This window comes from Streptococcus suis, assembly GCF_016743335.1.
GTDB lineage: Bacteria > Bacillota > Bacilli > Lactobacillales > Streptococcaceae > Streptococcus > Streptococcus suis_Y.
The window spans coordinates 1-25,450 of sequence record NZ_WCJE01000031.1 but is presented as its reverse complement, the minus strand read 5'-3'; the positions used below and the strand labels follow the sequence as shown (position 1 = coordinate 25,450).

At 41.7% G+C, this 25,450-nt stretch carries 40 protein-coding genes and 4 tRNA genes; 37 read left to right on the top strand and 7 right to left on the bottom strand.

Annotated features, from left to right (window positions below; translation table 11 throughout):
* Window positions 1-181 precede the first annotated feature (181 nt).
* The 13 genes from parE (at window position 182) to F9856_RS08895 (ending at window position 10,537) form a co-directional block, all read left to right on the top strand.
* Window positions 182-2,131, top strand: a complete 1,950-nt coding sequence (gene parE, locus F9856_RS08950; protein WP_024376060.1) for a DNA topoisomerase IV subunit B — start codon at window positions 182-184, stop codon at window positions 2,129-2,131.
* 23 nt (window positions 2,132-2,154) lie between these two features.
* Window positions 2,155-2,757, top strand: coding sequence for a protein adenylyltransferase Fic (gene fic, locus F9856_RS08945; protein ID WP_202106395.1), 603 nt, complete (start codon window positions 2,155-2,157; stop codon window positions 2,755-2,757).
* 32 nt (window positions 2,758-2,789) lie between these two features.
* Complete coding sequence (locus F9856_RS08940) at window positions 2,790-3,224, top strand: DUF1232 domain-containing protein (RefSeq protein ID WP_236659587.1); 435 nt, start codon at window positions 2,790-2,792, stop codon at window positions 3,222-3,224.
* Complete coding sequence (locus tag F9856_RS12205) at window positions 3,173-3,292, top strand: hypothetical protein (protein WP_328708151.1); 120 nt, start codon at window positions 3,173-3,175, stop codon at window positions 3,290-3,292. The genes F9856_RS08940 and F9856_RS12205 overlap by 52 nt, the downstream gene beginning before the upstream one ends.
* A 2-nt stretch (window positions 3,293-3,294) precedes the next feature.
* Window positions 3,295-3,747 (top strand): hypothetical protein, encoded by a 453-nt coding sequence (locus F9856_RS08935; RefSeq protein WP_002935488.1) that lies wholly within the window; start codon window positions 3,295-3,297, stop codon window positions 3,745-3,747.
* A 200-nt stretch (window positions 3,748-3,947) separates the two neighbouring features.
* Window positions 3,948-6,401: a DNA topoisomerase IV subunit A gene (parC, locus tag F9856_RS08930; RefSeq protein WP_202106394.1), complete on the top strand. Its 2,454-nt coding sequence runs from the start codon at window positions 3,948-3,950 to the stop codon at window positions 6,399-6,401.
* A gap of 171 nt (window positions 6,402-6,572) precedes the next feature.
* Window positions 6,573-7,190 carry a DUF4230 domain-containing protein gene (locus F9856_RS08925; protein ID WP_202106393.1) on the top strand — a complete coding sequence of 206 codons (618 nt, stop codon included), beginning with the start codon at window positions 6,573-6,575 and terminating at the stop codon, window positions 7,188-7,190.
* A gap of 110 nt (window positions 7,191-7,300) precedes the next feature.
* Window positions 7,301-8,320: a branched-chain amino acid aminotransferase gene (locus tag F9856_RS08920; RefSeq protein WP_202106392.1), complete on the top strand. Its 1,020-nt coding sequence runs from the start codon at window positions 7,301-7,303 to the stop codon at window positions 8,318-8,320.
* Window positions 8,321-8,386: 66 nt separating this feature from the next.
* Entirely contained in the window at window positions 8,387-8,620 is a 234-nt protein-coding gene (locus tag F9856_RS08915; protein WP_012775068.1) for a DUF2969 domain-containing protein, read from the top strand.
* A 51-nt stretch (window positions 8,621-8,671) separates the two neighbouring features.
* A tRNA-Tyr gene (locus F9856_RS08910) sits at window positions 8,672-8,752 on the top strand.
* A 275-nt stretch (window positions 8,753-9,027) separates the two neighbouring features.
* A tRNA-Gln gene (locus F9856_RS08905) sits at window positions 9,028-9,099 on the top strand.
* Between the two features lie 123 nt (window positions 9,100-9,222).
* A complete protein-coding gene (gene rpsA, locus F9856_RS08900) occupies window positions 9,223-10,428 on the top strand; it encodes a 30S ribosomal protein S1 (RefSeq protein WP_024377837.1) in 1,206 nt (401 codons plus the stop codon).
* 37 nt (window positions 10,429-10,465) lie between these two features.
* A tRNA-Arg gene (locus F9856_RS08895) sits at window positions 10,466-10,537 on the top strand.
* 40 nt (window positions 10,538-10,577) lie between these two features.
* On the opposite strand, the gene F9856_RS08890 is transcribed toward F9856_RS08895, so the two are convergent.
* The 4 genes from F9856_RS08890 to F9856_RS08875 form a co-directional block, all read right to left on the bottom strand.
* Window positions 10,578-11,669 carry a site-specific integrase gene (locus F9856_RS08890; protein WP_202106391.1) on the bottom strand — a complete coding sequence of 364 codons (1,092 nt, stop codon included), beginning with the start codon at window positions 11,667-11,669 and terminating at the stop codon, window positions 10,578-10,580.
* Window positions 11,670-11,804: 135 nt separating this feature from the next.
* Complete coding sequence (locus F9856_RS08885; protein ID WP_171943031.1) at window positions 11,805-12,407, bottom strand: CD20-like domain-containing protein; 603 nt, start codon at window positions 12,405-12,407, stop codon at window positions 11,805-11,807.
* A gap of 417 nt (window positions 12,408-12,824) precedes the next feature.
* Window positions 12,825-13,472 carry a type II toxin-antitoxin system PemK/MazF family toxin gene (locus tag F9856_RS08880; RefSeq protein WP_024377142.1) on the bottom strand — a complete coding sequence of 216 codons (648 nt, stop codon included), beginning with the start codon at window positions 13,470-13,472 and terminating at the stop codon, window positions 12,825-12,827.
* A gap of 13 nt (window positions 13,473-13,485) precedes the next feature.
* Window positions 13,486-14,226: a S24 family peptidase gene (locus F9856_RS08875; protein WP_202106390.1), complete on the bottom strand. Its 741-nt coding sequence runs from the start codon at window positions 14,224-14,226 to the stop codon at window positions 13,486-13,488.
* Between the two features lie 346 nt (window positions 14,227-14,572).
* Between F9856_RS08875 and F9856_RS08870 the strand changes: the two genes are divergently transcribed.
* The 4 genes from F9856_RS08870 to F9856_RS08860 all read left to right on the top strand — a co-directional run bounded on the left by F9856_RS08870 (window position 14,573) and on the right by F9856_RS08860 (window position 15,542).
* Window positions 14,573-14,737, top strand: a complete 165-nt coding sequence (locus F9856_RS08870; protein ID WP_014636685.1) for a hypothetical protein — start codon at window positions 14,573-14,575, stop codon at window positions 14,735-14,737.
* A 16-nt stretch (window positions 14,738-14,753) separates the two neighbouring features.
* On the top strand, window positions 14,754-14,984 hold the full coding sequence (locus F9856_RS08865) for a transcriptional regulator (protein WP_024390598.1): 231 nt from the start codon (window positions 14,754-14,756) through the stop codon (window positions 14,982-14,984).
* 169 nt (window positions 14,985-15,153) lie between these two features.
* Complete coding sequence (locus F9856_RS12315) at window positions 15,154-15,282, top strand: hypothetical protein (protein ID WP_004195146.1); 129 nt, start codon at window positions 15,154-15,156, stop codon at window positions 15,280-15,282.
* 38 nt (window positions 15,283-15,320) lie between these two features.
* Window positions 15,321-15,542 carry a hypothetical protein gene (locus F9856_RS08860; protein WP_024378014.1) on the top strand — a complete coding sequence of 74 codons (222 nt, stop codon included), beginning with the start codon at window positions 15,321-15,323 and terminating at the stop codon, window positions 15,540-15,542.
* Between the two features lie 71 nt (window positions 15,543-15,613).
* Here F9856_RS08860 and F9856_RS08855 read toward each other — a convergent pair whose 3' ends face one another.
* Window positions 15,614-16,132: a hypothetical protein gene (locus F9856_RS08855; RefSeq protein ID WP_105128987.1), complete on the bottom strand. Its 519-nt coding sequence runs from the start codon at window positions 16,130-16,132 to the stop codon at window positions 15,614-15,616.
* Window positions 16,133-16,220: 88 nt separating this feature from the next.
* On the opposite strand from F9856_RS08855, the gene F9856_RS12310 reads away from it, so the two are divergent.
* The 15 genes from F9856_RS12310 (at window position 16,221) to F9856_RS08790 (ending at window position 22,099) form a co-directional block, all read left to right on the top strand.
* Window positions 16,221-16,355, top strand: coding sequence for a hypothetical protein (locus F9856_RS12310; RefSeq protein ID WP_268933454.1), 135 nt, complete (start codon window positions 16,221-16,223; stop codon window positions 16,353-16,355).
* Between the two features lie 143 nt (window positions 16,356-16,498).
* Entirely contained in the window at window positions 16,499-16,777 is a 279-nt protein-coding gene (locus F9856_RS08850; protein WP_024398927.1) for a hypothetical protein, read from the top strand.
* Entirely contained in the window at window positions 16,774-17,031 is a 258-nt protein-coding gene (locus tag F9856_RS08845) for a hypothetical protein (protein WP_202106389.1), read from the top strand. Before F9856_RS08850 ends, F9856_RS08845 begins: the two co-directional genes overlap by 4 nt.
* The gene (locus F9856_RS08840; RefSeq protein ID WP_202106388.1) at window positions 17,012-17,236 is read left to right on the top strand and encodes a hypothetical protein; all 225 of its coding nucleotides are present in this window, start codon (window positions 17,012-17,014) and stop codon (window positions 17,234-17,236) included. The genes F9856_RS08845 and F9856_RS08840 overlap by 20 nt, the downstream gene beginning before the upstream one ends.
* A gap of 52 nt (window positions 17,237-17,288) precedes the next feature.
* Window positions 17,289-17,654: a hypothetical protein gene (locus F9856_RS08835; protein WP_004194647.1), complete on the top strand. Its 366-nt coding sequence runs from the start codon at window positions 17,289-17,291 to the stop codon at window positions 17,652-17,654.
* Window positions 17,655-17,911: 257 nt separating this feature from the next.
* Window positions 17,912-18,055 (top strand): hypothetical protein, encoded by a 144-nt coding sequence (locus F9856_RS08830; protein ID WP_194283837.1) that lies wholly within the window; start codon window positions 17,912-17,914, stop codon window positions 18,053-18,055.
* Window positions 18,056-18,065: 10 nt separating this feature from the next.
* On the top strand, window positions 18,066-18,194 hold the full coding sequence (locus tag F9856_RS12305) for a hypothetical protein (RefSeq protein WP_014636676.1): 129 nt from the start codon (window positions 18,066-18,068) through the stop codon (window positions 18,192-18,194).
* Window positions 18,194-18,373, top strand: coding sequence for a hypothetical protein (locus tag F9856_RS08825; RefSeq protein ID WP_202106387.1), 180 nt, complete (start codon window positions 18,194-18,196; stop codon window positions 18,371-18,373). Before F9856_RS12305 ends, F9856_RS08825 begins: the two co-directional genes overlap by 1 nt.
* On the top strand, window positions 18,370-19,140 hold the full coding sequence (bet, locus tag F9856_RS08820) for a phage recombination protein Bet (protein WP_202106386.1): 771 nt from the start codon (window positions 18,370-18,372) through the stop codon (window positions 19,138-19,140). Before F9856_RS08825 ends, bet begins: the two co-directional genes overlap by 4 nt.
* A 9-nt stretch (window positions 19,141-19,149) precedes the next feature.
* On the top strand, window positions 19,150-20,178 hold the full coding sequence (locus tag F9856_RS08815) for a DUF1351 domain-containing protein (RefSeq protein ID WP_202106385.1): 1,029 nt from the start codon (window positions 19,150-19,152) through the stop codon (window positions 20,176-20,178).
* 313 nt (window positions 20,179-20,491) lie between these two features.
* On the top strand, window positions 20,492-20,671 hold the full coding sequence (locus F9856_RS08810; protein WP_172042849.1) for a hypothetical protein: 180 nt from the start codon (window positions 20,492-20,494) through the stop codon (window positions 20,669-20,671).
* Window positions 20,661-21,050, top strand: coding sequence for a hypothetical protein (locus F9856_RS08805; protein ID WP_202106384.1), 390 nt, complete (start codon window positions 20,661-20,663; stop codon window positions 21,048-21,050). Before F9856_RS08810 ends, F9856_RS08805 begins: the two co-directional genes overlap by 11 nt.
* A complete protein-coding gene (locus tag F9856_RS08800; protein WP_172042848.1) occupies window positions 21,043-21,381 on the top strand; it encodes a MazG-like family protein in 339 nt (112 codons plus the stop codon). The genes F9856_RS08805 and F9856_RS08800 overlap by 8 nt, the downstream gene beginning before the upstream one ends.
* Window positions 21,378-21,911, top strand: a complete 534-nt coding sequence (locus F9856_RS08795) for a DUF1642 domain-containing protein (protein WP_172042847.1) — start codon at window positions 21,378-21,380, stop codon at window positions 21,909-21,911. Before F9856_RS08800 ends, F9856_RS08795 begins: the two co-directional genes overlap by 4 nt.
* Window positions 21,911-22,099, top strand: coding sequence for a hypothetical protein (locus tag F9856_RS08790; protein WP_105128977.1), 189 nt, complete (start codon window positions 21,911-21,913; stop codon window positions 22,097-22,099). The genes F9856_RS08795 and F9856_RS08790 overlap by 1 nt, the downstream gene beginning before the upstream one ends.
* Window positions 22,100-22,101: 2 nt before the next feature.
* Here F9856_RS08790 and F9856_RS08785 read toward each other — a convergent pair whose 3' ends face one another.
* Together F9856_RS08785 and mazE are read right to left on the bottom strand one after the other, a co-directional pair.
* A complete protein-coding gene (locus F9856_RS08785; protein WP_029694196.1) occupies window positions 22,102-22,446 on the bottom strand; it encodes a type II toxin-antitoxin system PemK/MazF family toxin in 345 nt (114 codons plus the stop codon).
* The gene (gene mazE / locus F9856_RS08780) at window positions 22,436-22,651 is read right to left on the bottom strand and encodes a type II toxin-antitoxin system PemI/MazE family antitoxin (RefSeq protein ID WP_024379772.1); all 216 of its coding nucleotides are present in this window, start codon (window positions 22,649-22,651) and stop codon (window positions 22,436-22,438) included. Before mazE ends, F9856_RS08785 begins: the two co-directional genes overlap by 11 nt.
* 134 nt (window positions 22,652-22,785) lie before the next feature.
* On the opposite strand from mazE, the gene F9856_RS08775 reads away from it, so the two are divergent.
* From F9856_RS08775 to F9856_RS08755, 5 genes are all read left to right on the top strand, one after another.
* Window positions 22,786-23,700, top strand: coding sequence for an N-6 DNA methylase (locus F9856_RS08775; RefSeq protein WP_172042846.1), 915 nt, complete (start codon window positions 22,786-22,788; stop codon window positions 23,698-23,700).
* Window positions 23,697-24,353 carry a hypothetical protein gene (locus F9856_RS08770; protein ID WP_172038079.1) on the top strand — a complete coding sequence of 219 codons (657 nt, stop codon included), beginning with the start codon at window positions 23,697-23,699 and terminating at the stop codon, window positions 24,351-24,353. The genes F9856_RS08775 and F9856_RS08770 overlap by 4 nt, the downstream gene beginning before the upstream one ends.
* A gap of 3 nt (window positions 24,354-24,356) precedes the next feature.
* The gene (locus tag F9856_RS08765) at window positions 24,357-24,617 is read left to right on the top strand and encodes a helix-turn-helix domain-containing protein (protein WP_202106383.1); all 261 of its coding nucleotides are present in this window, start codon (window positions 24,357-24,359) and stop codon (window positions 24,615-24,617) included.
* 73 nt (window positions 24,618-24,690) lie between these two features.
* Entirely contained in the window at window positions 24,691-25,113 is a 423-nt protein-coding gene (locus tag F9856_RS08760; protein WP_202106382.1) for an ArpU family phage packaging/lysis transcriptional regulator, read from the top strand.
* A gap of 183 nt (window positions 25,114-25,296) precedes the next feature.
* Window positions 25,297-25,401 (top strand) — tRNA-OTHER (locus tag F9856_RS08755).
* Window positions 25,402-25,450 lie beyond the last annotated feature (49 nt).

The following is a 25,450-nucleotide window of genomic DNA, read 5'->3' as shown; positions in this document are numbered from 1 at the left end:
ACATGACAGATCTCCTCATTACTCTTTATTCTATTATCTCATTTTTGGGAAATTTAGGGAGTTTTTAGAGGTGCCCTAACCTTATTTTGTGAGCTGTCTCAGCCGATAGGTAGCAGAAATATTTTGCAAAAATGCTAAAAAACTTGTAATATAGAAAGGATGATAAGTATGGAGGTCAATTTTGGCTAAGAAAGAGATTGATATAAATAATTACAATGATGATGCCATTCAGGTATTGGAAGGCCTAGATGCCGTTCGCAAACGACCAGGTATGTACATCGGATCCACAGACGGAAATGGCTTGCACCATATGGTCTGGGAGATTGTCGATAACGCTGTCGATGAAGCCCTGTCTGGTTTCGGTGACCGGATTGACGTGACTATTAACAAGGACGGTAGTCTGTCCGTTTCCGACCGTGGACGCGGGATGCCCGTTGGTATGCATGCAACAGGCAAACCAACAGTCGAAGTTATCTTCACCGTTCTCCACGCAGGAGGTAAGTTCGGTCAAGGTGGCTACAAGACTTCAGGTGGTCTCCACGGGGTTGGTTCTTCGGTGGTCAATGCCCTGTCCAGCTGGTTGGAAGTTGAGATTACCCGTGACGGAGCTGTTTACAAGCAACGGTTTGAGCAGGGCGGAAAGCCAGTCACGACCCTAGAGAAGATTGGTACCGCTCCAAAATCAAAAACAGGTACAAAAGTTACCTTTATGCCTGACGATACCATCTTCTCAACGACGGACTTCAAGTTCAACACCATTGCCGAACGCCTGAAAGAATCAGCCTTCTTGCTCAAGCAAGTCACCATGACCCTGACAGATGAGCGGACAGGCGAGCAGGAGGAGTACCACTACGAAAATGGCGTTCAGGACTTTGTATCCTACCTTAACGAAGACAAAGAAACCCTGACGCCAGTCCTCTATTTTGAAGGAGAAGATGCAGGATTCCAGGTCCAAGTGGCCATGCAGTACAACGACGGCTATTCAGACAATATCCTGTCTTTTGTCAACAACGTTCGGACCAAGGACGGCGGTACCCACGAAACAGGTCTCAAACTAGCCATCACAAAGGCCATGAACGACTATGCTCGTAAGACCAACTTGCTCAAGGAAAAGGACAAGAACTTGGAAGGCTCTGACTACCGTGAAGGTTTGTCTGCGGTCCTTTCTATCCTTGTACCAGAAGAGCATTTGCAGTTTGAAGGGCAGACCAAGGACAAGTTGGGAAGCCCACTTGCTCGTCCTGTGGTGGACGGCATTGTGTCGGACAAGCTGACTTTCTTCCTTTTGGAAAATGGGGAATTAGCTTCAAATCTAGTTCGTAAAGCCATTAAGGCGCGTGACGCCCGCGAGGCTGCGCGTAAGGCCCGTGACGAATCCCGAAACGGTAAGAAAAACAAGAAGGACAAGGGCCTTTTATCAGGGAAATTAACCCCAGCCCAGTCCAAAAATCCAGCCAAAAATGAACTCTATCTGGTCGAGGGAGATTCGGCCGGAGGCTCTGCCAAACAAGGTCGTGACCGCAAGTTCCAAGCCATTCTACCTTTGCGAGGCAAGGTGATCAACACTGCTAAGGCAAAAATGGCAGATATCCTCAAAAATGAAGAAATCAATACCATGATTTACACCATTGGTGCAGGTGTTGGATCGGATTTCACTATCGAAGATGTCAACTATGACAAGATTATTATCATGACCGATGCGGATACGGACGGTGCCCACATTCAGACCCTCTTGCTGACTTTCTTCTATCGCTATATGCGACCATTGGTGGAAGCTGGTCGGGTTTACATCGCCCTTCCGCCACTTTATAAGATGTCCAAAGGCAAGGGTAAGACAGAAAAGATTGCTTATGCTTGGTCTGACGGGGAATTAGAAGATCTCCGCAAGGATTTTGGCAAGGGCTTTATCCTCCAACGCTACAAGGGGCTCGGTGAGATGAATGCCGATCAGCTCTGGGAAACAACCATGAACCCTGAAACCCGTACTCTTATTCGTGTCACCATTGAAGACCTAGCCCGTGCTGAACGCCGCGTATCCGTCCTCATGGGCGACAAGGTCGAGCCACGCCGCAAGTGGATTGAGGACAATGTGAAGTTTACCTTGGAGGAAGCGACAGCTTTTACCAAATAATCTCAGGGAAATTGAGGTGAAGTATGGTATTAGAAAATAAATTGGGGATTGAAAATTCGGCAGAATTGGCTCGTCTTGAAGAACAAATCAGCAAGAAAAAAGCAGCTCTCTTGTTTGAAACAGGACAATTGTTCCAGCTTGAAGTTGGGACTTTTGCAGGTTTGGCACAAATTCATCAGGCTTTATTTGAGGATATTTACGACTTTGCAGGTAAGATTCGTGATGTCAACATTGCCAAGGATAATTTTCAATTCGCTCCACGAATCTTTCTTGAGCAGTCTTTGGCCTATATTGATAAGCTACCTCATGAAACCTTTGATGAGATTGTTGACAAGTACGCAGATATGAATATTGCACCTCCTTTTCGTGAAGGAAATGGTCGTAGTATGCGTATCTGGTTGGATTGTATGCTACGGGATAGTTTGGGTAAGGTTGTTGACTGGAATAGCATTGATAAAGATGAATATTTCAATGCTATGGTTAGAAGCCATGTGTCAACAGGAGAGCTTAAATATCTGTTATTGCAAGCCCTAACGGAAGATCTTGGTCAGGCTACTTATTTCAAAGGCATCGACCATTCTTATTACTATGAAGGATACAATCTCTATCGCACAGAGGATTTGTAACTCTAGCAGAAGCAAACTATGTGAGGTGTTTTATGCCACTAAGAGTAAAATTAACTGACCGTTTTCAAAAACGGTTGTCTGAATGGGTTCGAAAGCGCAAGCCATTTAAAAACAAACAGGAGTTGGAAGAGAAATTTGACCAAGCATTGAAGATTTGGCAATCTTCCAAAACTCGGCAACATGCAGAAAACTTGCTATCTGAGCAAGGAAAATTAGAACATTTTTTACATAGCACGGAACGGAAACTGTCTCGTATGCCTTTTGGTGGAGATAAGTTTGCGGCTATTCCAGGCTTGATTTCCATGGTGCGAAGCTATATCCGTAGAGATTACAACAAGTTACCCAAAGGGACAATCCTCGCAACTATAGGTGCTTTGATTTATTTTTCAGTCCTATTGATGCCTTACCAGATTTCATCCTTGGAGCAGGTCTACTTGACGATGCCTTTGTCCTTAATGCTTGTTTGAAATTAATCAAAACAGATGTCGATGACTTTAGAAGCTGGCAAGCAAGCCAGTGGAAGGCGGAAGAGTAGCTATGATAAAGTTTTTAAGAAAAAAGCTAACTATCGAGCAACTTAAGAAAGTTCCTTATGCTTCTCAGTATACAGAGGTTCTACGTTCAATTTGGCGAGCAGATGTGCCTAAATACGGGATTTCTTCTACTTTACAAGGTGAATTACTTCGACAATTAGAAAAACTTCGCTGGGAAGCTCAAGCAAATGGCAATGTCAATTGGTGTGAAGAGCACTCAAACTACTGTCGATTCATAAAGGAGACTCTCTATAAAGGAAAAGTCCTTTCTTCTCAACAGAAGCAAGAGTTAGTTTTAATAATGGATTATCTAAAATCGTGTGGTGAATATGCTCAAGCTTATCAAGAAAATTTGATTGATGATGAGGAATTAGAAATTGAGAAATTAGCATATGTTGATGATAATCTTTATGATAGAGTAGGGGATATGATTGCTTTCTTTTATCAGAGAACTTAGGTAAAGAACTAATGTTTAGTTAAGGATATAGCAACAGAAATTGCTATATAAGGTCTCTTCCGTTCCCACTACTTAAGGTGATTATCAAAAAAGTAAAAAAGAAAGAAAATTTAACTTCCCACCAAGAAACAAAGAAAGGAAGGTTCAGCTAGCTTGTCTAACTGAACACGGGACCGAATCGTCCCTTTGTATCTTAATTTATGTCTAACATTCAAAACATGTCCCTTGAGGACATCATGGGAGAGCGTTTTGGTCGCTACTCCAAATACATTATTCAGGAGCGGGCATTGCCGGACATTCGTGACGGTCTAAAGCCTGTGCAACGTCGGATTCTTTATTCCATGAATAAGGACGGCAATACGTTTGACAAGGGCTACCGCAAGTCCGCCAAGTCAGTCGGGAATATCATGGGGAATTTCCACCCGCACGGTGATTTCTCTATTTATGATGCTATGATCCGCATGAGTCAGGACTGGAAAAACCGCGAGATTTTGGTGGAGATGCACGGAAACAACGGTTCCATGGACGGCGATCCGCCTGCGGCCATGCGTTACACCGAGGCTCGCCTGTCGGAAATGGCTGGCTATCTGCTGGCTGACATCGAGAAAAAGACGGTACCATTTGCTTGGAACTTTGACGATACGGAAAAAGAACCCACGGTGCTACCAGCTGCCTTCCCCAATCTCTTGGTCAATGGAGCGACAGGAATTTCAGCAGGGTACGCGACTGACATCCCGCCGCATAATCTAGCGGAGGTCATCGATGCCGTTGTCTACATGATTGATCATCCGACAGCTAAATTAGAAAAGCTAATGGAGTTCTTGCCTGGACCAGACTTCCCAACAGGTGCCATTATCCAAGGGGCTGACGAAATCAAGAAAGCCTATGAAACTGGTAAGGGCCGTGTCGTTGTTCGTAGCCGTTGTGAAATTGAACAACTCAAGGCAGGTAAGAAACAGATTGTCATTACTGAGATTCCTTACGAGGTCAACAAGGCTGTTTTGGTCAAGAAGATTGATGATGTCCGTGTCAACAACAAGGTGCCTGGCATTGCCGAGGTGCGTGATGAGTCAGACCGGACAGGTCTGCGGATTGCCATTGAGCTGAAAAAAGACAGCGATGAGCAAACCATTCTCAACTACCTTTACAAATACACCGACCTGCAAATCAATTACAACTTTAATATGGTGGCGATTGATAACTTCACACCGCGTCAGGTCGGCTTGCAGAAGATTTTATCTAGCTATATCGCCCACCGCCGTGAAATTATCATTGCCCGGTCTAAGTTCGACAAGGAAAAAGCAGAAAAACGCCTCCACATCGTAGAAGGTTTGATCCGTGTCATTTCCATCTTGGACGAGGTCATTGCCCTTATCCGTGCTTCTGAAAACAAGGCTGACGCCAAGGAAAACTTGAAAATCAGCTATGATTTTAGTGAGGAACAGGCTGAGGCTATCGTGACCTTGCAACTTTACCGCTTGACTAATACCGACATTGTGACCTTGGAAAACGAAGAAGCAGCTCTACGCGAGCAGATTCAGACCTTGGCAGCCATTATTGGCGATGAGCGGACCATGTTCAATCTCATGAAGAAAGAACTGCGTGAGGTCAAGAAGCAATTTGGCAATCCTCGTTTGAGTGAGTTACAAGATCAGGCAGAAACGATTGAAATTGACACCGCAAGTCTAATTGTAGAAGAAGAAACCTTTGTCAGCGTGACCAAAGCAGGTTACATCAAACGGACCAGTCCGCGTTCATTCAATGCCTCAACCCTTGAAGAAATCGGCAAGCGGGACGATGACCAGCTGATTTTCTTGCAGAATGCCAAGACAACTCAGCACCTCTTGCTCTTTACCAATCTTGGAAATGTCATCTACCGACCTGTTCATGAGTTGACAGATATTCGTTGGAAGGACATTGGTGAACACCTGAGCCAAACCCTTATGAACTTTGACACCAATGAAGAGATTATCTTCGCTGAATTGGTAGAGAATTTTGAAGAGGGGACTTATTTCGCGGTGACCAAATACGGTCAAATCAAGCGTGTGGAGCGGAAGGAGTTTACTCCTTGGCGGACTTACAAGTCTAAGTCAACCAAGTATGCCAAACTTAAAGATGCAGAGGATGTGGTTATTACCATATCGCCTGTAGTCTTGGATGACATCATGCTCATGACAGAAAAGGGCTACGCTCTGCGATTTAACATCGAAGAAGTGCCAATCATCGGTGCCAAGGCGGCTGGTGTCAAGGCGGTCAACCTCAAGGACGAGGATGTGGTGGCTGCGGCCTTTATCAGCAACACCAGCTCCGTCTATCTCCTAACCCAGCGTGGTAGTTTGAAGCGGATGGCGACGGAGGAAATCCCTGTGACCAGCCGTGCCAAGCGTGGTTTGCAGGTGCTTCGTGAACTCAAGGCTAAGCCTCACCGTGTCTTTGCGGCGGGTCCAGTCTTGACGGACCAGGGGGATTTTGACCTCTTTAGCACAGCAAATGAAGATGAAACGACAAGTCAAATCCTTCACGTGCAGTCCAAAACAGGCAAACTCTATGAGGTTGATGTGACCCAGCTTAGCCTATCCGAACGCACCAGCAACGGTAGCTTTATTTCAGACACCATTTCTGATGAGGAAGTCTTCAGAGCCTGGATTGATTAGGTATTTAGAATGAAAAAGAAATTCCTTATTTTGTTCACTATCTTAGTACTGATAGTCCTTGCCATGAAAGTCTTTCCTACCTTTGAGGACTGGCTTCACCAGCTGACTGGTTGGTACTAATCGAGGCCTGTAAGGCAGTCTTTTTGCTATACTGTAGAGGAGGTAAATATTATGAAAATTATCAAATTATTTTTCAGTATAAAAGTCTATCTATGGCTTGTTCTGTCCTTCCTTCTGTTATTGTGTGGTGTATGGGGATACGGCTATCTCTCTGGCGAAAGGAGCAGTCAGCAGGAAGTGAGTGTTCATACAGCTATTGAATCTGTCGAGCAGGTCAATGAACTAGTATTTCTAAATACAGCTGTTCAGAAAATTGTGACCGCTAAAAACTACACGGTCTTATTTGGTCAAGAAATGCCCTTCTCAGAAAAATCAGCCCTCTTAATCATTAAGTACAAGGCAAAATTTGGCATCAAAAGTCCTGTATCCATTGAACATCTTTCTGAAAATCGGTACAAAATTACCCTTCCAGCCTTTGAAGTCATTGGATTGGAATTAGATGCAGAAGAACCTTATACCTTATATGATAAGAGTGGTGAGATACTGAGTTTTGCGACAGAAGAAATCGATACTGCCCAACTCATCACAGATGAATTTCAGTCGGTAGAGCAAGAAAAGTTTTTAGCAGATTATCAGGAAGACATAAAAGAGTCAGCCAAAAACTACTATCAAAATTTATTTAGTGCTATCTCACCTGAAATTCAACTAGAATTTGTTTTTAAAGAGTAAGAGTCTGGTTTACCAGGCTTTTTCTTATATTCACAAAATTTTCTGAATTTTTAATTGAAAATCACTTTCAAAAGTAGTAAAATAATAAAAAATGAATTTGGAGAAACTATATGACAAACATTGACTGGGAAAACCTTGGTTTTTCTTACATGAAACTACCTTATCGCTTCATCGCTCATTTCAAGAACGGTCAGTGGTCAGAGGGGCAGTTGACTGAAGATGCAGAACTTCACATTTCAGAAAGCTCACCAGCTCTCCATTACGGACAGCAGGCCTTTGAAGGTCTCAAGGCCTATCGCACCAAGGACGGAAAACACCAGCTCTTCCGTCCTGACCAGAACGCCGAGCGTCTGCAGCGAACAGCTGACCGCTTGCTCATGGAGCCTGTTCCGACGGAACTCTTCATCAAGGCCTGCAAAGAAGTGGTTAAAGCCAACGCGGACTACGTTCCTCCCTATGGAACTGGTGGTACGCTCTATCTCCGCCCGCTCCTCATCGGCGTCGGCGACATCATCGGCGTAAAACCAGCAGAAGAGTACATTTTCACCGTTTTTGCTATGCCGGTCGGCAACTACTTTAAGGGCGGCTTAGCTCCGACCAACTTCCTCATCCAAGACAAGTACGACCGTGCGGCACCTAACGGAACTGGGGCAGCCAAGGTCGGCGGTAACTACGCAGCATCGCTCTTACCGGGTCAATATGCCAAAAAGCAGGGCTTCTCAGATGTTATTTACTTGGACCCAGCTACCCACACCAAGATTGAAGAAGTCGGCTCAGCAAACTTTTTTGGGATTACAGCCAATAATGAGTTTGTCACACCGATTTCACCATCAATCTTGCCCTCTATTACCAAGTATTCTCTCTTGTACTTGGCAGAGCATCGTCTGGGTATGAAGGCTGTGGAGCGTGAAGTCCTTGTCGAAGAATTAGACCAGTTTGTCGAAGCAGGAGCCTGCGGAACAGCTGCAGTCATCTCACCAATTGGAGGTATCCAGATTGCAGACAAACTCCATGTTTTCCATAGTGAAACAGAAGTAGGACCTGTCACTCGTAAATTGTATGAAGAATTAACAGGTATCCAGTTTGGTGATATTGAAGCTCCTGAAGGCTGGATTGTCGAAGTAGATTAATTTCAGAAGGCTTGCACTTGCAAGCTCTTCTCTTTTTTTGTAGAATAGTAAAAGTGAGGTTTGAAAATGAGTAAAAAAGATAAAAAAATTGAAATTCAGATTGAAGATAGCAAAGTTCTTGTCAATAGAGAAGAGTTCCCCGGCTACCGCCTTGTTATAGGTAAAAAAGTAATTGGAGAAATTGCAGAATTGGCTGAAAATAACTTTGCAGTTATTAAAAACGGAAATACCGAAAGCTTTTACAAAAAATTAGAAAAAGCAGTTGGAAATATTATTGAAAATTATAATTTAAGTCACTAAAAGGCTTGTAATAGTCGCTATTTTATGTTAGAATAGTGACTGTTAGTGCACGGAGAGATAGCGAAGAGGCTAAACGCGGCGGACTGTAAATCCGCTCCTTCGGGTTCGGGGGTTCGAATCCCTCTCTCTCCATTGAACAGGATACAAAGGACGTTAAGAAATCCGTATGAAAATAGGAAACTGACGCAGTGTGCTAAACACACAAGGAAGTTTATCTTTTTCACTAGGATTTTAGTCCGTGTTCAACTAAGATACGAGAGATGTTCTGGTTTACCAGAAGTTTTTGTAGAAAATTAGGAGTCTGACGCTGAGTGTTAACACTCAAGGAAGGCTATCTATTTTCCTAAGAAATTAATATCGAGTTCAATTTCTTGTGATTAGTAAATAAATGAATTGTATCTATTTTTTGGGGTATCGCCAAGCGGTAAGGCAAGGGACTTTGACTCCCTCATGCGTTGGTTCGAATCCAGCTACCCCAGTAAAGGTACTAGATATAGTCTAGTTCGTCAAAGATGTCTAATTGTTGTTGTCCTTGCGTGTGCCTTAAATAAAATATATTTTATGTTGGGTCGAAAGACCTGATTGTCGGAGGTTTTTTTATAATGAACGAATTTGAAGATTTGTTGAACAGTGTAAGCGAAGTTACACCTGGTGATGTGGTAACTGCAGAAGTATTGACAGTTGATGCTGGTCAAGCAAACGTAGCTATCTCAGGTACTGGTGTTGAAGGCGTATTGACTCTTCGTGAGTTGACTAACGACCGTGATGCTGATATCAACGACCTTGTAAAAGTTGGTGAAACACTTGAATTGTTAGTACTTCGCCAAGTTGTTGGTAAAGATACAGACACTGTTACTTATCTTGTATCTAAAAAACGTTTGGAAGCACGTAAAGCATGGGACAAGCTTGTTGGTCGTGAAGAAGAAGTTGTTACAGTTAAAGTAACTCGTGCCGTTAAAGGTGGTCTTGCAGTTGAATTTGAAGGTCTTCGTGGTTTCATCCCAGCTTCAATGATCGACAGCCGTTTCACTCGTAACACTGAGCGTTTTGTAGGTCAAGAATTTGATGCTAAAATCAAAGAAGTTGATCCTGCTGAGAACCGTTTCATCTTGTCACGTCGTGACGTTGTTGAAGCAGAAGCTGCAGCTGCACGTGCTGAAGTATTCGGTAAATTGGCAGTTGGTGAAGTTGTGACTGGTAAAGTTGCACGTATCACAAGCTTCGGTGCATTCATCGACCTTGGTGGTGTAGATGGTTTGGTACACTTGACTGAATTGTCACACGAGCGTAACGTATCTCCTAAATCAGCTGTAACAGTTGGTGAAGAAGTTGAAGTTAAAGTTCTTGCAATCGACGAAGTTGAAGGTCGCGTATCATTGTCATTGAAAGCTACACAGCCTGGCCCATGGGATGGCGTTGAGCAAAAATTGGCAGCTGGCGATGTGATCGAAGGTAAAGTAAAACGCTTGACTGACTTCGGTGCGTTTGTTGAAGTATTGCCAGGTATCGATGGTTTGGTACACATTTCACAAATTTCACACAAACGTGTTGAAAATCCAAAAGATGCTTTGTCAGTAGGTCAAGAAGTAACTGTTAAAGTTCTTGAAGTGAATGCTGCTGATGAGCGTGTATCACTTTCTATCAAAGCTTTGGAAGAGCGTCCAGCAGCTGCTGAAGGCGAAGAAAAAGCTGAAAAACGTGCTCCACGTCCACGTCGTCAAAAACGTGAAGAAAAACGTGATTACGAATTGCCAGAAACTCAATCTGGTTTCTCAATGGCTGACCTTTTCGGTGACATTGAATTGTAATTCATATAAAAACTTGCCTTGTGCAAGTTTTTCCTTTCCACCCTTAGTGTAATGGATATCACGTAAGATTCCGGTTCTTGAGATGGGGGTTCGATTCCCTCAGGGTGGATAAAAATATGCTTAAAACCCTTGATAGACAAGGGTTTTTGTTATGTCTGCCCCAAATTCGCCCCAAATTTTTCAAAAAGATTTCTAACTTTATCAAAGTTCTGGGTTTGTTTTTCTTCAAAAAGGTGGGCGTATGTTTTTAATGTTTCTGTCGTATCTTTGTGACCAACTAATTTCGATATTGTCATAACATCCAAATCACTGTGTATCAAAAAACTAACGTAGGTATGCCTTAATCCGTGGATTGTGAAAGTTGGTTTTGTTTTCTTTTTTAAGACTTTATTAGCAGCAGTACTTGACACCTTGGTAAATAATCGCTTTTCAGGATTATCTATATACCCTGTATCCATGTATTCATCGTAAGCTGCTAGCCATTCTTTGTCAATCGGAACATCTCGTACAGATTGAGGATTTTTGGTCGTATTCCAACCCAGTTTTCCGCCGTATACTTTGTAAGTTCGAAGGACTTGCAGTAGCATATTCTCCCTATCAATCGTTAATGTTGTCAGCCCTAGAGCTTCCGAAAATCGTAGACCGGTTTTTCCTATTGTGTATATAAAAAAGTGACTTTGGTATTTAACGGACCGCCTACAGTCTAGTAAGAGGTCACTGTATTCGTCGAGCTCTAAGTATTTTTCACTTTCCTCTTTGGATTCGACGTTGGAAAAAATTTTAGCTAATTGAGTGAAATCTTTTTTTAATGTCCCTTGATGCAAGGCGATTTTGATTGCTGATCTAATATGGGAATTAAACAGTTTGACCGTGTATCTGACATATCTATCTGCTAGTTTATTGAGGACTTCCTGGTGCATGGTCGCCGTGATTTTGGATAGTTTGGTATTTTGGTAATACTCTTTGATGATTTTTAGGTTGAATTCATATTTCCGATAGGTTTCTGGGTCGACGTGTGGCTTCTTATGGACCTCCATCCATTTTTCAAAGTATTCCGCAAGGGTAATATCCTTATCTTCCACAATGCCGTTGGACAGCTCTATTTCAGCTTGGGATGCAGCCTGAACAGCTTCAGACTTAGTCCTAAACCCAGACTTAGATTTTTGCTTATATGAGCCGTCAGGGGCTTTGTAGGAGATACGGTATTCCCATCCGTTATCTCTTTTTCTAAAATATGCCATTGATTTCCCCTTTCTATTTTGATAAAATGGGTATAGTAAAGAGACCTACTACTAAGCAGGTTTTTACTATACTTAAATTCGCCCTACGCTCTCCTCGACCAAAATTTGAGCGTAGGGCTTTTTTATTCTTATAGATTATTCAATCCCGCTTGAATGTTTGTAAGATAGCAACCAAGAACCATCTTCTTGTTGTACGAATTGAAGTGAGACACTCTTGTATTCTGTTCCACCCATTGTATTGTAGTCAACGTATTTTGTTGTATAGTTTTCGGAAGATGATTCTGATGAAGTTTGTGGCTCACCAAATTTAGCGATGATTTCGTCCAAGTTTGTACCACCAACACCAGACAGGGTTTCGCCAACTACAAGTGCATCAAAGTCGGCTTTTGTCCATTTGAAGTTTTCATCAACCGCTGCTTGAGAAGATGACATAGATGTTTCAACTTCGCTTACAGCTGTTTCGACAGCTTTGCTTGCTTCGTCAATAGCTTTACTGTACATTGATTGAGTGATTAGTACAATTGCCATCGAAACTACAGCTAGTGCTGTACCAACGATTGTTAGAGTTTTTGAATTTTTGCGGTTTACAAAAAATCCAATAGCACCAAACAACAGAGCAAGTAGCCCAAAGAAGAATGAAATGTTATTGATAATCGGAACCCAAGAACCAAGTAATGCAATAACACCTAAAACAATGGCAATAATGCCTAACGCTTTTTTCTCACTTTTCTTTTCCATGAGAATCTCCTATCGCAGCTTTTAACGTGGATCAGCATTTGCACGTATTATTAATTAACTAAGTTATTAAACTCCTCAATTACCATAGTCTCATTGACTGTGGTTTTTAAGTCGTATTTTTCCATAAAGAACGGGTAATTAAAAGGAACCATTTTCGTGACCTCACGAAAATGATCTGACACTTTGGTGTCACTGGTTTTCTTCCTCCCTACCTATCCCTATACACCTCCACCACTTCACCAATCGTTCAGAGAGTGTGGGGATTTTTTTGTTTTTTGTAAAATAGCAAAAAAGCAGCCATGAAAAACATGACTGCCGTACGGTATGGGACTAAATCCCGAATGTAAACTTTATGAGGCTTTACCTCTAATACAGTCATATTTTATACTTTTTTTTGATTTTTGTAAAGTATTTTGGTTAGAAATACAATTCTTTAACTTTTGCGTTGATGGCGTCAAGAGTTTCTGGTGATACTTTTATCTTTCCTACAGGGTCTAAGGGGTTCTTTTTGAGTATCCTATCTTTGCTAATGGTTTGTAGGCTGTCGCATTTTGCGAATGATTGCTTGAGGTATTTACCATAGTAGTCGATGACTTCTTTTAGATTTGAAATAGTGATTTGGAACTCTTCACTTGAAGTGTTTTTCTCAGTTATCTTCTGTTCTAGTTTAGCAAATTCTTTGTCTATGTACTTAAATGATTGTTGACCAATTATTTCTTGTAATGGAACAGTGTTGTCATTTTCTTTGGAAGTGATTGGGATGACTGTCAATGTCTTTTTGTACGGTGAATCTGTTTTATCAAGTACTATAGCCCAATGATTGTTTGATAACTCTCCACCAACGTTTACTCCAAATTCAACAAAGACTAGTGAACCACGATTAAACTTCCAATATTTCCTTTTGGGATTTTCTGCCTCGTAAAGATACTGCTCTGATTGTCTTTTGACAGCAGGGGCTAGGAAGCGGTATTTGGTGGAGGTGTGTTTTGCCTTGCCAAGTTTGTATAATTTTTCTACTTTGATGTAATTTTGTTTGGCATTCTCAAAGTATGGATTTTCTTTCATAAAAATCTCCTCCCTACCTATCCCTATACACCTCCACGACTTCGCCAATAGTTCGGAAGTCGGTGTCTGCTGTGATTGGGATGTTGTCATAGTCTGGGTTCAGGCTGTGGAGGTAGGCGCCTTGGTCTGTGATGCGGAGTTGTTTGATGTAGGCTTCGCCGTTATAGGCAAACACTCCGATGTCGCCGTCTGATAGGTCTACAGACAGTTTGACGAATATATAGTCGCCTGAGTGGTATTCTGGTTCCATGGAGTCTCCGTAGATAGGGACAACGAAGTCAGCATCCACTTCAATAGGTAATTCGATAGTCTCGACCTTCACATCATTCAGATATTGACCTGTGCCAGCGGAAGCAGGTTGGTCGTAGTAGTTGTAGGTGTGGTAGGTGGCTTGCAGTTCGTTTACTGTATTCTTACTGTATGTTACTGTATTTTGTTTATCTAGGAGCTCGCTAGAATAGCGTAGCACGTTTTTCTGGTTGGGTTCGGTTAATTGTACCACCTTGTCCGAAATCTGCTCTATGAGGCTGTTAGGGGCTGTGGTGGGGGTTCTTGATAAGTCGAACAATACTTGAGGTTCAACTTCAAGAGCTTTGGCATATTTTAAAATGTCCTGCTCATCTAATTGCCTATTTCCGTTTTCATGATTTGAAATCGTATTTTGTTTATAACCAGTTTTTTTAGCAAGTTCAACTTGCGTCATTTTTTTGGATTTTCTTAATTCTCTAATGGAACTACCAAGTATGTTTTTCATTGTTCTTGCTCCTTTTTACTATATTATAACGCAATGAGATAAAAAAATAAACAAAAAAATCTCAAAAAGTGATAAAAAGTTATTGACAAATATCACATAATGAGATATAATATAGTCAAGGTTAAGGAATTAGCCTAATAATACAGGAGGTACAGCCAATGGCAAGACACGAAAAAAAGCCTAAACGCAGAGAAATCGAATTTGACATTCAATTCTTCTGGTTTAGACTTCGAGTAAAATACTTAATCGAGTGGTAGCTTGATTAAGTAGGGGCGAAAGCCCCTCCCTCGTAAGAGGGATAGGTATAGTGTACCACATTGGCTGTACTTCCCGCAAGGAGTATCTTATGAGTTGGAAAAAAATTCTCTTTGGTAGTTATGAAAAGACCTTTGTCAGTCAGGATGGCAGGGCAAAGACGACTATCTCTATCAAGGGTGGATTGTTGCTTAATCTGTTGGCACTGGTCGGGCTGGTTGGCTTGATTTGGTGGCTGATTGGTCTATTTACGTAGAAAGGAGTGATGGTTATTGACAAATAAAGAAAAAGTACGTTCACGATTTTTACTTCCTAAAAAAAGATTAAGAGAAGAGCGGAAAAAGCGTGAGCTAACAACTCTGTATATGGCTGATTTGATTGGTCTGAAAAATCGTAGGCAGTATGAGTTGAAAGAAAAAGGTCAGTTCCCGTTTCAAGATTATGAGATGGCTATCATCTCAAAAGAATTTGGAATGTCAGAAACTGACTTATTCTTTAGTTGACAATATCTCGTTATGAGATTATTCTTTTAAAGAAAAATATCTCAAATAGAGATAACATCTCTGCTATTTCCCCAATGGTCAGTCTTTGGTCAAACTTTATACAATACTTGTATAAAAAGTTCTTGACTTCTTCAAGAACTTTAACTAACAGGTGGAAGGAGGGGTGACCATGACGTCTATACATGTGTCTTTGTCGGTTGAGATGAAGAAGCGGTTGGGGGTGGAGTGCCAGCGTCTGGGGCTGTCGATGGCGGCTTATGTGCGGTTGGTGCTGGCGGAGAAGTTGAGAGAGGAGTAGGGCGGTACAGCTCTGCTATTTATGGAAAGGAGGAGGACATGTCAAAACAAAGATACGGTCGCCCAAGTACAGGGCAGAAAGGGAATAACCGTCCCACAGTGGTCATTAGTCGTGAGAGCTACGACGAGGTAGACAGCTTGTCAATTGGTACAGGAATGAGCCGTAGTGCTATTATTGATTATTTTATCAGTGAGGGCTTGAAACGTGCTCGTATTGAAGAAGTTGTCATCAAGACTAAGCGTCTAGTTCTTGAGGACTAGAAAGGAGAACAAAAATGCAACTAGCAACATTTATTTTACTAATTGCACATATGATTATGAATATTACAATTTTAATCCGTCTTAACAAAATGGACTGAAAATGTTTTCGTTTTTGACCATCTATAAATTGGACGGTCAGCGGTGACTTTGATTTTCATATCTGTAGAAAACGAATTGAGGTAGTACTTGAAAGAAGTTTCTGCATTTGCTGGGATGATTTCTTCTCGGTCGAACACTTTGGACTCGTGAAAAGGGTCAAAACGATAATCTGAGCCAAGCAGGTTAATTCTGTAGGGTGGTTTGTACTTGTAATCCTTGATAATTTCGACAATTTTACCATCGAGGTGCAGCAAGGTCAGGTTGGTTATCTTCACAGCTGTTGAAGAATTATTGAAAATCTTGAACACAACAAAATAGGGATTCCCATCTGGTTTTTCATACCAAGTATTCACAATTTCAAGTTTTGTCTTATCTCGTTGTCTGGTGTACCAGATGCTATAAAAGGCAGCTAGAAGTGCTAGAACAGCAATGACAAAATTCCAGAAATCAAGTGTTTGCCAGAGTGGAGTCGTTTCAATTTGCGGCGCCATGATTTTACCTCACGTTTTTGTTTTTATTATACCAAAAAAATAGGTAACAAACTTACCAGCTCTGCTATCTAACAGAAAGGAGAAGGGGATGGAAAAAAAGAAAAAAGCTAACCTTGAAATTGTTACAAGGCTAGCTGGAAAGGTTATTAAGGCAACCGTTTCTGAATTACCTCATGAAGTTTCTGAGCAAGCAACGGTTGAAGTTGAGAAGAAAAATCGTTAGCCATTGCTGCAGACATAAGCTATTTTCAATGGATGTTAGCCTGGACGAATTAGCGAAAAGCCAATAAAAAAGCCCTTGACGAAGTCAGGAGCTTACTAAAAAAATCACTTAAATTATAACACACGAAAGCGAGGTTTGACAAGATGGATGACATTGCTGAAAGCCTCATATCACGATTTATCAGTCAGTTAAAGATCAGGCTGGTAGAAGTGTTTGAGGTGTTCAATATCGAGGTAGCGTTGCCACTTGTTTTAAACGGTGAACAATGCAAAAAGCTACTAGGTATTTATAACAATGATGAATTTAAAAGGGTGACCGGACTACCTGGTTTTCCCAAAATAGATAAAGGCAAAGGTACTCATCTTCGTTATCCAAGAGACGCGATAATCGAGTGGATGAAAGAAAATTGGAGATTATTATGACAGAAGCAATTTTAACATTATCAATTTTCGCCGTGCCAATCTTGGCAGTGGCAATTGCGGAACAGCGGAAAGCAGAAAAAGAGTGGAAGTGTGAAGAATTTGAAGAAATTCGGCGCAGAGACTACCTGTACGGCTTTAAAGCGGGCATGGGGTATCAGAGTACCTGCGACGTTGAAAAAGCTCGTAACGGGCTAAAGAGAGACGCTCAGCAAGTGGATAAGGAGTGGAAAAGATATGCAGAAATGGTTGGATAAATTTTTCAAACAAGAAAAACCTGCTATCCCACGTCCGCTTTACACGCTAGAGCAGGAAAATCAATTATTGCATGATATGGTCCGTGAAATCGCTGAACAACGGAACGAATACCGTATTGAAAATCAGCGATTAAGGGATGAAAATGAACGGTTGAGGAGGATTTTGGAATATGACGAAGAATATGACGAACATGACAGCGATTGATAACACGCTTCAACTTGTGATTGTTGGAGTTTAGGAGGAACGGTTATGGCTTATGCAGCATATTGCAAGAAATACACACGAAAACTACTCTAAAATAAATAATCACCCTGCTCAAAACAGCGAACTTAGTTTACAAGCTAAAGGGTTACTATTTGTGTTGATGTCGAACAAAGATACTTGGCGACCGTACATCGATCAACTTTCCAAACGCTCAAAGAACGGTCGAGAAGCTCATAGAAATGCCTTTGAAGAACTAAAAGACAGCGGCTATATACGTATCTACAGAAAAAGTCTAGGGAGAGGAAGAGGAATTCAGAACTACCCCTTAGTTTCCGACATCCCTATCACAGATAGCTATTGGGAGTACTGGAAAGAAAAGGTTGATGATGAGTTATCCACAGGTGAATCGTCAGAGTGAGTTTACAACTTACGGGTTTTACAAAGTTGTATTTTTCAAAAGTTGAATTTTACAAAGTTGTATTTTTCAAAAGTTGAAAAACCCGACACTAATAATAACTAAATAAAAATAATAACTAACTTAATAATAATCTAGGGGCTATCGCCCACTAATAAACAATAAAAGGCTAAAGCCTCTAACTAACTTAAAAACAAACTAATCGTTATATATAAATAATATAATAGGGATTTACAGAAGTTATCCACAGGAGGAAAATCATGAAAAGATTTGAACTACGTGAAAATCTTGTCTGGCAACGTGCCACGGCAGGAGAGAAGGGAAAGCTACTGGATACAGGTCTAGCTGATAAAGCAGGATACATCCGCCTTGTCAGAGAGCTAGGTAGAAAGTATGTGGTCTAGGAGGTGCGACATGGACGGTACTTACCCATGGTTTGACTATGACCGTGACTATCTACAACCTGAGGAACCGAGACAGGTGCATGATCCTGATGAATGGGTGTTCAGAGGCGGTCAATGGATTTATGTAGGGGATGCATAATGACAGAGGAATTACTAGATACAATCCGACAGCTGAGGTGTGATTATTTCCACCTGGGCCGAGAGCTGGGCGAGATTATCAACGAACAACAGGACTTGATACTTGCCTTGAAACGAGAAAACGAACGCTTAAAGCGTGAGAAATGGAATTTGAAACAGACGAAAAGGAGAAAGAAATGAGTAACAATCAATTATCAACCCAACAAGCAAAGCGTGACATTGCTATTGATACCAGTGTTTGGACTTTTCAAGATGTCAAACGCTATTTTGACCCTCAAAACTTGCTGACTGAAAAACAAGTAGGGCAAGCCTTATCTCTTATCAAAGGACGCAACTTAAACCCTTTAGCAAACGAGGTCTATATTGTTGCTTACAAGAAAAAAACTGGAGGCACAGAGTTCAGCTTGATTGTCTCGAAAGAGGCGTTCCTCAAGCGTGCTGCCCAAAATCCAAACTATGAGGGATTTGAGGCAGGTGTTGTCACCGTGGATACTGATGGAGTTATGCACGAACGCAAAGGAGCTCTCATGTTACCTGGAGATACTTTGGTAGGTGGTTGGGCTAGAGTCTATCGGAAAAATTTCAAAGTACCTGTAGAAATCTTTGTCAGTCGTGAAGAATATGACAAGAAACAGAGCACCTGGAACGCTATGCCAGCAACCATGATCAGGAAGACAGCCTTAGTAAATGCTCTACGTGAGGCATTCCCTGAGGATTTGGGAAATATGTACACGGAAGATGATGGTGGTGAAACTTTTGACCGTATCAAACAGGCGGAACCTGTTGAAAGCCGTGAGGATGTCATGGCACGCAAAATGGCTCAAATTGAGCAGATGAAACAGGAACAAGCTCAGAGACATATTGACACAAGCTATCCAACTGATGATGTGATTGATCCTGATGATGAGCCAGCACAAGGTGAGCTATTGGAAGATTTGGAATACTAGGAGGACAACATGCAAGAATTACAAGCAAAAGTAACGCAGGCACAGGTTGAAATCATTGACCGTGAAAAGTTTGAGCAAGGTATAGCCGATGTAGTAGCCAAGTATGAAAATTACACGGTCACGGCCGCAACCATCAAGGATGACAAGCAAGTTTTAGCTGACCTACGCAAACTCAAAAAACAAATCTCTGATGAGCGCATCAAGATTAAGCGTGAGTTGTCACAGTCCGCTGATGAGTTTGACAAGTATATCAAGGACACCAGCGAACCAATGGACAAAGTCATTGATAAGATTGCTACTGATGTCAAAGAGTTTGAGGATAATCAAAAAGCTGTCCGCCTTGATACTGTCAAGAGCTATCTAGCTAACAAAGCGGCTGAGTACATGCTAGACCCTAGACTCTTTGACGAAAAAGCCTTGGAATACATTAAGGCCTCAGACTTTATGGCTGATGGCGTGACCTTGAAAAAAGTCACAATGAAATCTCTTGAGGATATGGTCACCTTTGAATACCAAAAACAACAAGAGCATGAAAAAGAAAAAGCTGCCATCTCTGGACGATGTGCTGAGTACGGTATGACAGACCAGCCGTATATCCGTATGTTGCAGTCAATGTCTTTGGCTGATGTAATGCAACAAATCATGTCAGACTATCTTTTTGAGCAAGAAAAGCAAAAACTGCGACAAGCTGAAGCCGAAAGGGAGCAACTTTCGGCTGAGCAACAAGCGAAACAGCAAGAGCAGGTTCAAAAATCGCCAGAAACGCCCAAAATTGACCCAGAGACAGGCGAGATTTTGGGCGGAGGTCAATTATACCACCCCGACCAAAAAACGCTCAGAGGGGCTGAAAATGAGCCAAAACACTACACACAAAAAATGACCTTGGAAGTCTATTTTACCAACACGGCAGAAAAAGACTTATTCAAGGCAGGACTGTCAGAGCTTGGTTTTGAACATAAGCAAAATTATCAGGTTAGCGGATACCAACGGATTGAGCCAGTAACTCAAGAACAGCTCAATGAATTGTGTGGGTGGTAGTTATGGGAATCAGAGGAATAGAATACTATTGCATGGATTGTGATGAGCGCTATATAGAGCACTTTATAGATGAACCAGTAATTTGGCATTGTAAAAAGTGCAATAGAGAAGGTGTGCTTATAGAGAAGCGGTGGCTTGAACATGGAAAATAGATAAGTATCAGACAAAAACAAGTAGTAAAAAACGTGCCGTGAACCACGATAAAAGCGAACTAGAAAGCGTGTCAATTGTAAACAATCAGTTGACAGTTGGACGATAGCGACTGCCCGTATTTAGCCAAACTCACACAAAGGCGGTCGCTAATTTTGAGAATATGGCAGCTCATGAAAAAGAGTACGCTCTCTACAAAGGCGATAAGCTACTGGCAATCGGTACAGCGAAAGAACTAGCGGAACAATTCGGTGTGAAGGTGTCGACGATACATTTTTACAAGTCGCCGACCTATATCAAGCGAACCAGCGAAAAGAATGGGAGGCGGGTAGTTGAAGTTTGAATTTGTTTTATCCAACACTAAGCGTAAAAAAGAGATGTTAAATGCTAACGACAGGCCCCATTGGACGCAGAAGGCTAAAATCACTGCCTATCTTCGCCGTATAGCGTTTTTAAAACTCTCTGAGGGTAAATATACCACCCACACAAAAAAACGTCCCTGCGGGCTTGTGGTAACGATTTACGCACCGACTGAAAGACGGATGGACCCGCCGAATTTTTATCCGACTGTGAAAGCCCTAGTTGACGGTATGACAGACGCTGGTATCTGGACAGATGATAATCACGAGGTAATTAAGTATATGACATTCAAATACGGTGGTTTGAGCGGACTAAAAGATAAATACAGGATTGAAATTGAGGTAAAAGAAGTACATGAGTAATTTTGAAGAATTAAAAGACAAAGTTGTCCGTTGGGCTTTTGAGAGAGAATTGCATGAGGCAGACCCAAAAATCCAATGGATGCGAGTAACAGAAGAAGTCGGAGAAATCCGAGATGCGTTGTTAAAACCAACTAAGTTTGAAGATCCGGAGCAAGCGTTAAAAGATGCCTTGGGCGATTCCTTGGTCACACTGATTGTATTAGCTTATCAGCTACGTTTGGATTTGGTCGAATGTCTTGAAATTGCATATGAAGAAATCAAAGACCGCAACGGAAAAATGGTAAATGGCACATACGTGAAGTCGGAGGATTTGAAAGGACGGAAACAATGAACAAACAGGAAGCGATTAAATGTATTGAGCAAATGGGAGAATACGAGCGTTTTGTAGGTGACCCAATTTCCAAGGCATCTGTCTTGAGCGTCATCTCCCAAATCTACGAACCGCTGAAGGTTGTGGTGCCGAAGTTTGTGGCTGAGTGGATTGAGGGTTGTAAACGCTCCGGTTGGCATTTGGAAAAAGTTCTTTATAGACTGGATGACGATGGGAAAGTCGGTGATTGGGCATATGATGAGAATGACGACTTGATTCCTGAGAAGGTTGATATGATAGCTCGTGCCTGGCTGGACGGTTGCGAGATTGAGCAGGAGCAGCTGTATACGGTGGAGATACCTGACCCAAATCGCCCAGATATTGCCACATTCTTGTATAAAGAAAACGGAAAGGTATTTATTGGAACTGATATCTTTTTGGATGAGGTACCCAACTATAAATGGAAAAATGAACCAGAAAACCAATTAACCGAATCCGAAATCAAAGAGGATTTTGAGTGGGCTTGGCAGTTTGCGAAAGAGGTGGAGTAATGGAAAAAGATATTGAGTTACTTACGGAATTAAAAGGACAATTCGTTGAAGCGATGGTAGTAGAAAGTAAAAAACTACTATTCAACGGAAGTGTATTAGATAAGTATGGTGAGTATATTAGGGCTTTGTCAAATGCTATAAAAATGATGAAGGAGGCAGAAAATGATACCGAAAAAAGAGCCGTTTAGCTCTAGTCGAAAATGTAGTTGTAAAGTTGGACGACTTTTTGAAAAGTCCAAGTGTCTAGCTGGGTAATTTTGCTGGCATTTCGTGCCCTGAAATCAAAGGTGTAGAGCTGCATTGGATTGACAGCCCCATCTACCTTGTCCGAATGGATAGGGACAGATAAGCCACGGCTTTCTAGTGCTTTTGCCCCGTGAGTGATAGGGCAGACGGCAACAAATCCTGTCATCTGGCTGTACTTGTGACTGGAAACGACAAGGGCTGGTCTGCGTTTCTGGATTTCTTTTCCAAGCGATGGGTCAAAATCAATCCAGATGATGTCTTGTTTTTGTGGTATGTAGTTATCCTTCATTATCAAGCAAGACCACTCCTTCAAAGTCGTTATCCATGACGAACGGTTCCATGCTATCAAATGGATTTGGGATTTTAGGTGCAAGCACGATGACATCATCAATGCCCTTGTAGACAATGAACTCCTTGCCTTCATCAACGTTCAATTCTTTTGGGATGGTGATGGCAAGCGAATTACCAACTTTACGTGTTTTAACAGTATTCATGATATGTCCTCCTGTTTTTGTATACACTAAGTATATACAAAATAAAGAAGGAAGTCAAGCAGAAAGAGGTAACTAATGATTAACGAAAAACTAGGCGTGCTACCGATTAACAGGGTAGCGTTGGAGGAGTTGGAATGACATTTATTGAGCACAATAACCGTAAGCGTGCTAACAAATTCGCCGAGTATATTACCAGTCCTGTTTTGCGGCAGTATCTCGCCGACAAAGTAAAGCGATATTGTGGTGATGATGTGTCTGTGTTTGATGGTGCGGCAGGTTCTGGGCAACTGGAACAATTTATCAATCCATCAGAGTTCCATGCTGTGGAAATCCAACAAGAGGCCTGCGATGCTTTGAAAGAAAACTATGAACATGCCATCGTCCACCACATGAGTTTCTTTCAATACCAACAAGATATCCTTGTGGATGCCATTGCGATGAATCCGCCTTATTCTATCAAGTTCAAGGATTTACCAGAAGATGATAGACAGGCAATCCGTGATGAATTCCCTTGGAAGAAGTCAGGGGTAGTAGACGATATCTTCCTGTTGAAGTCTCTAAAGTATACCAAACGTTACGGATTCTATATCATGTTTCCTGGTATTGCTTATCGCGGGACAGAGAAGATGATGCGTCAGACGATCGGAAATCAATTGGCAGAATTGAACGCTGTTCGAAACGGTTTCGAGGATACAGGTATTGAGGTTCTTTTCTTGGTCATTGACAAGGAAAAGACGACCCAAGATGTCTACAGAGAAATCTATGACGCTAAATTGAAAAAAGTAGTGTATACAGATGGTTGTAAACTATCAGATGACTACCATTGGGAAACGCCTCGTGAGCCTCAGGTCAAGGAAGAGATAGACATTGATGCGGTGAACAAGGAATTGAATGACTTAGCGTTACAGCATTTGGAAAATCACCTCAATTCCCAATTATTAGCAATCAATTTTTTTGAAGCAGACATCGAACTGTTACGGTTTATCTCGAATGCTTATGATATTTTGAACAAGTATGAAATATATTACAATTTTGGAGTTGCTGAATGAAAAAGTGGTTTGAACCAGATATTTTATATCTAACGAAGTATTGGCCTGAAAAGACGGCTAAAGAAATTGCTAGAGAATTGAACTTTAGTGAATCGGCAGTGTCTTCTATGGCCTCAAAATTAGGGTTAAAGAAGACGGCTCAAAAGAGACGCGAACTACATAAAAAGGCACTGCTACGAAGCAAATACAGCTTCCATCACCAATATCTCGATGCTCTAAAGAATGGCGACGAGCGCTTGGTTGGGTATGTGACAAGGCCGACCATGCTTGGAGGACAAGCTGAGAGACGGTTTCAATACTTGATTCCGGATGCTATCAATGCCAATGAAAAAATTAAAATCAATAATCCTGACTATGATTTTCTGTACAAGGGATTGAAAATTGATGTGAAATATTCCTCGGCATCGCGTCGATTAGATCAAAAGAGCACAATTTGGAGTATCAGGGCCTACGGACAAAGCGATCTAATTATTGCATTTCTTGAACGAGAAAGAGGTAGTGAATTAGAAGACCCGTTTGTGATTGTCCTCCCTACTTCTCTGGCTCATCCAAGGAAGAAAATAGAAGTGCATCCGAATGGTAAATGGTGGAAGTTGGTAATCGAAGAAGATGATTTGTCAGATATGTTAGAGGAATATGCGAGGGTAGTTTAGATAATGACAACTGCAGATAAAGTCAAATACATCCTACAAAAGACAGGATGGACGAGAGACCAATTTGCGACCGAGATGAGTGTGACGACTCTATCTGTCTACAAATGGCTAGACGGACGACCACCGCGACAACGCATGTTGGATAAAATAGACGAGCTGTACGAGCAGGTCAAGCCTTATGAGCATAGGGCGCTAGCTTCAAGAGGGAAAATTCGACTGGTGTACCCGTATTATAGCCATCAGCGACAGCCGTGGGAAAAATAAAAAAAGCCAGCACACTTGTACTGACTGTGAGTAAAAACCTAAAACTATTATATCACAGAAAAGGTAAGTGCAGATGACTTTTTTTCCTGAAATAAACACAGAAAAAACCAAAGCGAATGCTAAACGAAAATTGAAAGAGTACCCGCGTTGGCGGAGGGTCGCAAACGATGTGGATGGACAGAAAGTTACTGCTGTGTACACTTTCGAACCAAGACAAGCACATGGCAATCCTAGCAGACCAGTCGAGCGATTGGCAATCAACCGAGTAGATGCAGAAGCAGAACTTGAAGCAATTGAGTATGCCATTAACAATCTGCTAAATCCAACGCATAGACGCATACTTTACGAGAAGTATCTATACGCTGGCAAGCGATATGACTTTGAGATATACAACGACCTGTATTTATCCGAGGCTAGTTTCTATATCGAACTAAACGATGCCTTATTATCGTTCGCAGAACAATATAGAAGCGGAGTTTTGTTGGTCGAAAATTAGAGTTTTGACCAAGAAGTCAAAAGTTTTTATATGGATTATTCGTTTTTTGAAATGTTAAAATAGTATTATCAGATTATAAGTTACAAGGTTATGATAGAATCCCTTCGGGAGACGGTCCTGTAAAAAGAGGCATAAAGCTGTGGCTATCGGATGTTGCGTGCGACATCTATGGACGCTATCTGTGGGAACATGAGCCAGATTGGAAATTGGCAAGGGTAGCGCCCTGAGCAAGTCCGTGTGACGTCCACGGCATAACGCTATGTGCAGGTTCGATTCCTGCTGTTCCTGTTAGTAACCGACATTTGCGTCGGTAGCAAAGTCACACAAGCGTGTGGCT

Excerpts from the sequence above, each read along its gene's own strand:
- fic (WP_202106395.1), top strand. The coding sequence starts at position 2,155 with ATGGTATTAGAAAATAAATTGGGGATTGAAAATTCGGCAGAATTGGCT.
- F9856_RS08940 (WP_236659587.1), top strand. The coding sequence starts at position 2,790 with ATGCCACTAAGAGTAAAATTAACTGACCGTTTTCAAAAACGGTTGTCT.
- F9856_RS08935 (WP_002935488.1), top strand. The coding sequence starts at position 3,295 with ATGATAAAGTTTTTAAGAAAAAAGCTAACTATCGAGCAACTTAAGAAA.
- parC (WP_202106394.1), top strand. The coding sequence starts at position 3,948 with ATGTCTAACATTCAAAACATGTCCCTTGAGGACATCATGGGAGAGCGT.
- F9856_RS08925 (WP_202106393.1), top strand. The coding sequence starts at position 6,573 with ATGAAAATTATCAAATTATTTTTCAGTATAAAAGTCTATCTATGGCTT.
- F9856_RS08920 (WP_202106392.1), top strand. The coding sequence starts at position 7,301 with ATGACAAACATTGACTGGGAAAACCTTGGTTTTTCTTACATGAAACTA.
- F9856_RS08915 (WP_012775068.1), top strand. The coding sequence starts at position 8,387 with ATGAGTAAAAAAGATAAAAAAATTGAAATTCAGATTGAAGATAGCAAA.
- rpsA (WP_024377837.1), top strand. The coding sequence starts at position 9,223 with ATGAACGAATTTGAAGATTTGTTGAACAGTGTAAGCGAAGTTACACCT.
- F9856_RS08890 (WP_202106391.1), bottom strand. The coding sequence starts at position 11,669 with ATGGCATATTTTAGAAAAAGAGATAACGGATGGGAATACCGTATCTCC.
- F9856_RS08885 (WP_171943031.1), bottom strand. The coding sequence starts at position 12,407 with ATGGAAAAGAAAAGTGAGAAAAAAGCGTTAGGCATTATTGCCATTGTT.
- F9856_RS08880 (WP_024377142.1), bottom strand. The coding sequence starts at position 13,472 with ATGAAAGAAAATCCATACTTTGAGAATGCCAAACAAAATTACATCAAA.
- F9856_RS08875 (WP_202106390.1), bottom strand. The coding sequence starts at position 14,226 with ATGAAAAACATACTTGGTAGTTCCATTAGAGAATTAAGAAAATCCAAA.
- F9856_RS08870 (WP_014636685.1), top strand. The coding sequence starts at position 14,573 with ATGAGTTGGAAAAAAATTCTCTTTGGTAGTTATGAAAAGACCTTTGTC.
- F9856_RS12315 (WP_004195146.1), top strand. The coding sequence starts at position 15,154 with ATGACGTCTATACATGTGTCTTTGTCGGTTGAGATGAAGAAGCGGTTG.
- F9856_RS08860 (WP_024378014.1), top strand. The coding sequence starts at position 15,321 with ATGTCAAAACAAAGATACGGTCGCCCAAGTACAGGGCAGAAAGGGAAT.
- F9856_RS08855 (WP_105128987.1), bottom strand. The coding sequence starts at position 16,132 with ATGGCGCCGCAAATTGAAACGACTCCACTCTGGCAAACACTTGATTTC.
- F9856_RS12310 (WP_268933454.1), top strand. The coding sequence starts at position 16,221 with ATGGAAAAAAAGAAAAAAGCTAACCTTGAAATTGTTACAAGGCTAGCT.
- F9856_RS08850 (WP_024398927.1), top strand. The coding sequence starts at position 16,499 with ATGGATGACATTGCTGAAAGCCTCATATCACGATTTATCAGTCAGTTA.
- F9856_RS08845 (WP_202106389.1), top strand. The coding sequence starts at position 16,774 with ATGACAGAAGCAATTTTAACATTATCAATTTTCGCCGTGCCAATCTTG.
- F9856_RS08840 (WP_202106388.1), top strand. The coding sequence starts at position 17,012 with ATGCAGAAATGGTTGGATAAATTTTTCAAACAAGAAAAACCTGCTATC.
- F9856_RS08835 (WP_004194647.1), top strand. The coding sequence starts at position 17,289 with ATGCAGCATATTGCAAGAAATACACACGAAAACTACTCTAAAATAAAT.
- F9856_RS08830 (WP_194283837.1), top strand. The coding sequence starts at position 17,912 with ATGAAAAGATTTGAACTACGTGAAAATCTTGTCTGGCAACGTGCCACG.
- F9856_RS12305 (WP_014636676.1), top strand. The coding sequence starts at position 18,066 with ATGGACGGTACTTACCCATGGTTTGACTATGACCGTGACTATCTACAA.
- F9856_RS08825 (WP_202106387.1), top strand. The coding sequence starts at position 18,194 with ATGACAGAGGAATTACTAGATACAATCCGACAGCTGAGGTGTGATTAT.
- bet (WP_202106386.1), top strand. The coding sequence starts at position 18,370 with ATGAGTAACAATCAATTATCAACCCAACAAGCAAAGCGTGACATTGCT.
- F9856_RS08815 (WP_202106385.1), top strand. The coding sequence starts at position 19,150 with ATGCAAGAATTACAAGCAAAAGTAACGCAGGCACAGGTTGAAATCATT.
- F9856_RS08810 (WP_172042849.1), top strand. The coding sequence starts at position 20,492 with ATGGCAGCTCATGAAAAAGAGTACGCTCTCTACAAAGGCGATAAGCTA.
- F9856_RS08800 (WP_172042848.1), top strand. The coding sequence starts at position 21,043 with ATGAGTAATTTTGAAGAATTAAAAGACAAAGTTGTCCGTTGGGCTTTT.
- F9856_RS08795 (WP_172042847.1), top strand. The coding sequence starts at position 21,378 with ATGAACAAACAGGAAGCGATTAAATGTATTGAGCAAATGGGAGAATAC.
- F9856_RS08790 (WP_105128977.1), top strand. The coding sequence starts at position 21,911 with ATGGAAAAAGATATTGAGTTACTTACGGAATTAAAAGGACAATTCGTT.
- F9856_RS08785 (WP_029694196.1), bottom strand. The coding sequence starts at position 22,446 with ATGAAGGATAACTACATACCACAAAAACAAGACATCATCTGGATTGAT.
- mazE (WP_024379772.1), bottom strand. The coding sequence starts at position 22,651 with ATGAATACTGTTAAAACACGTAAAGTTGGTAATTCGCTTGCCATCACC.
- F9856_RS08775 (WP_172042846.1), top strand. The coding sequence starts at position 22,786 with ATGACATTTATTGAGCACAATAACCGTAAGCGTGCTAACAAATTCGCC.
- F9856_RS08770 (WP_172038079.1), top strand. The coding sequence starts at position 23,697 with ATGAAAAAGTGGTTTGAACCAGATATTTTATATCTAACGAAGTATTGG.
- F9856_RS08765 (WP_202106383.1), top strand. The coding sequence starts at position 24,357 with ATGACAACTGCAGATAAAGTCAAATACATCCTACAAAAGACAGGATGG.
- F9856_RS08760 (WP_202106382.1), top strand. The coding sequence starts at position 24,691 with ATGACTTTTTTTCCTGAAATAAACACAGAAAAAACCAAAGCGAATGCT.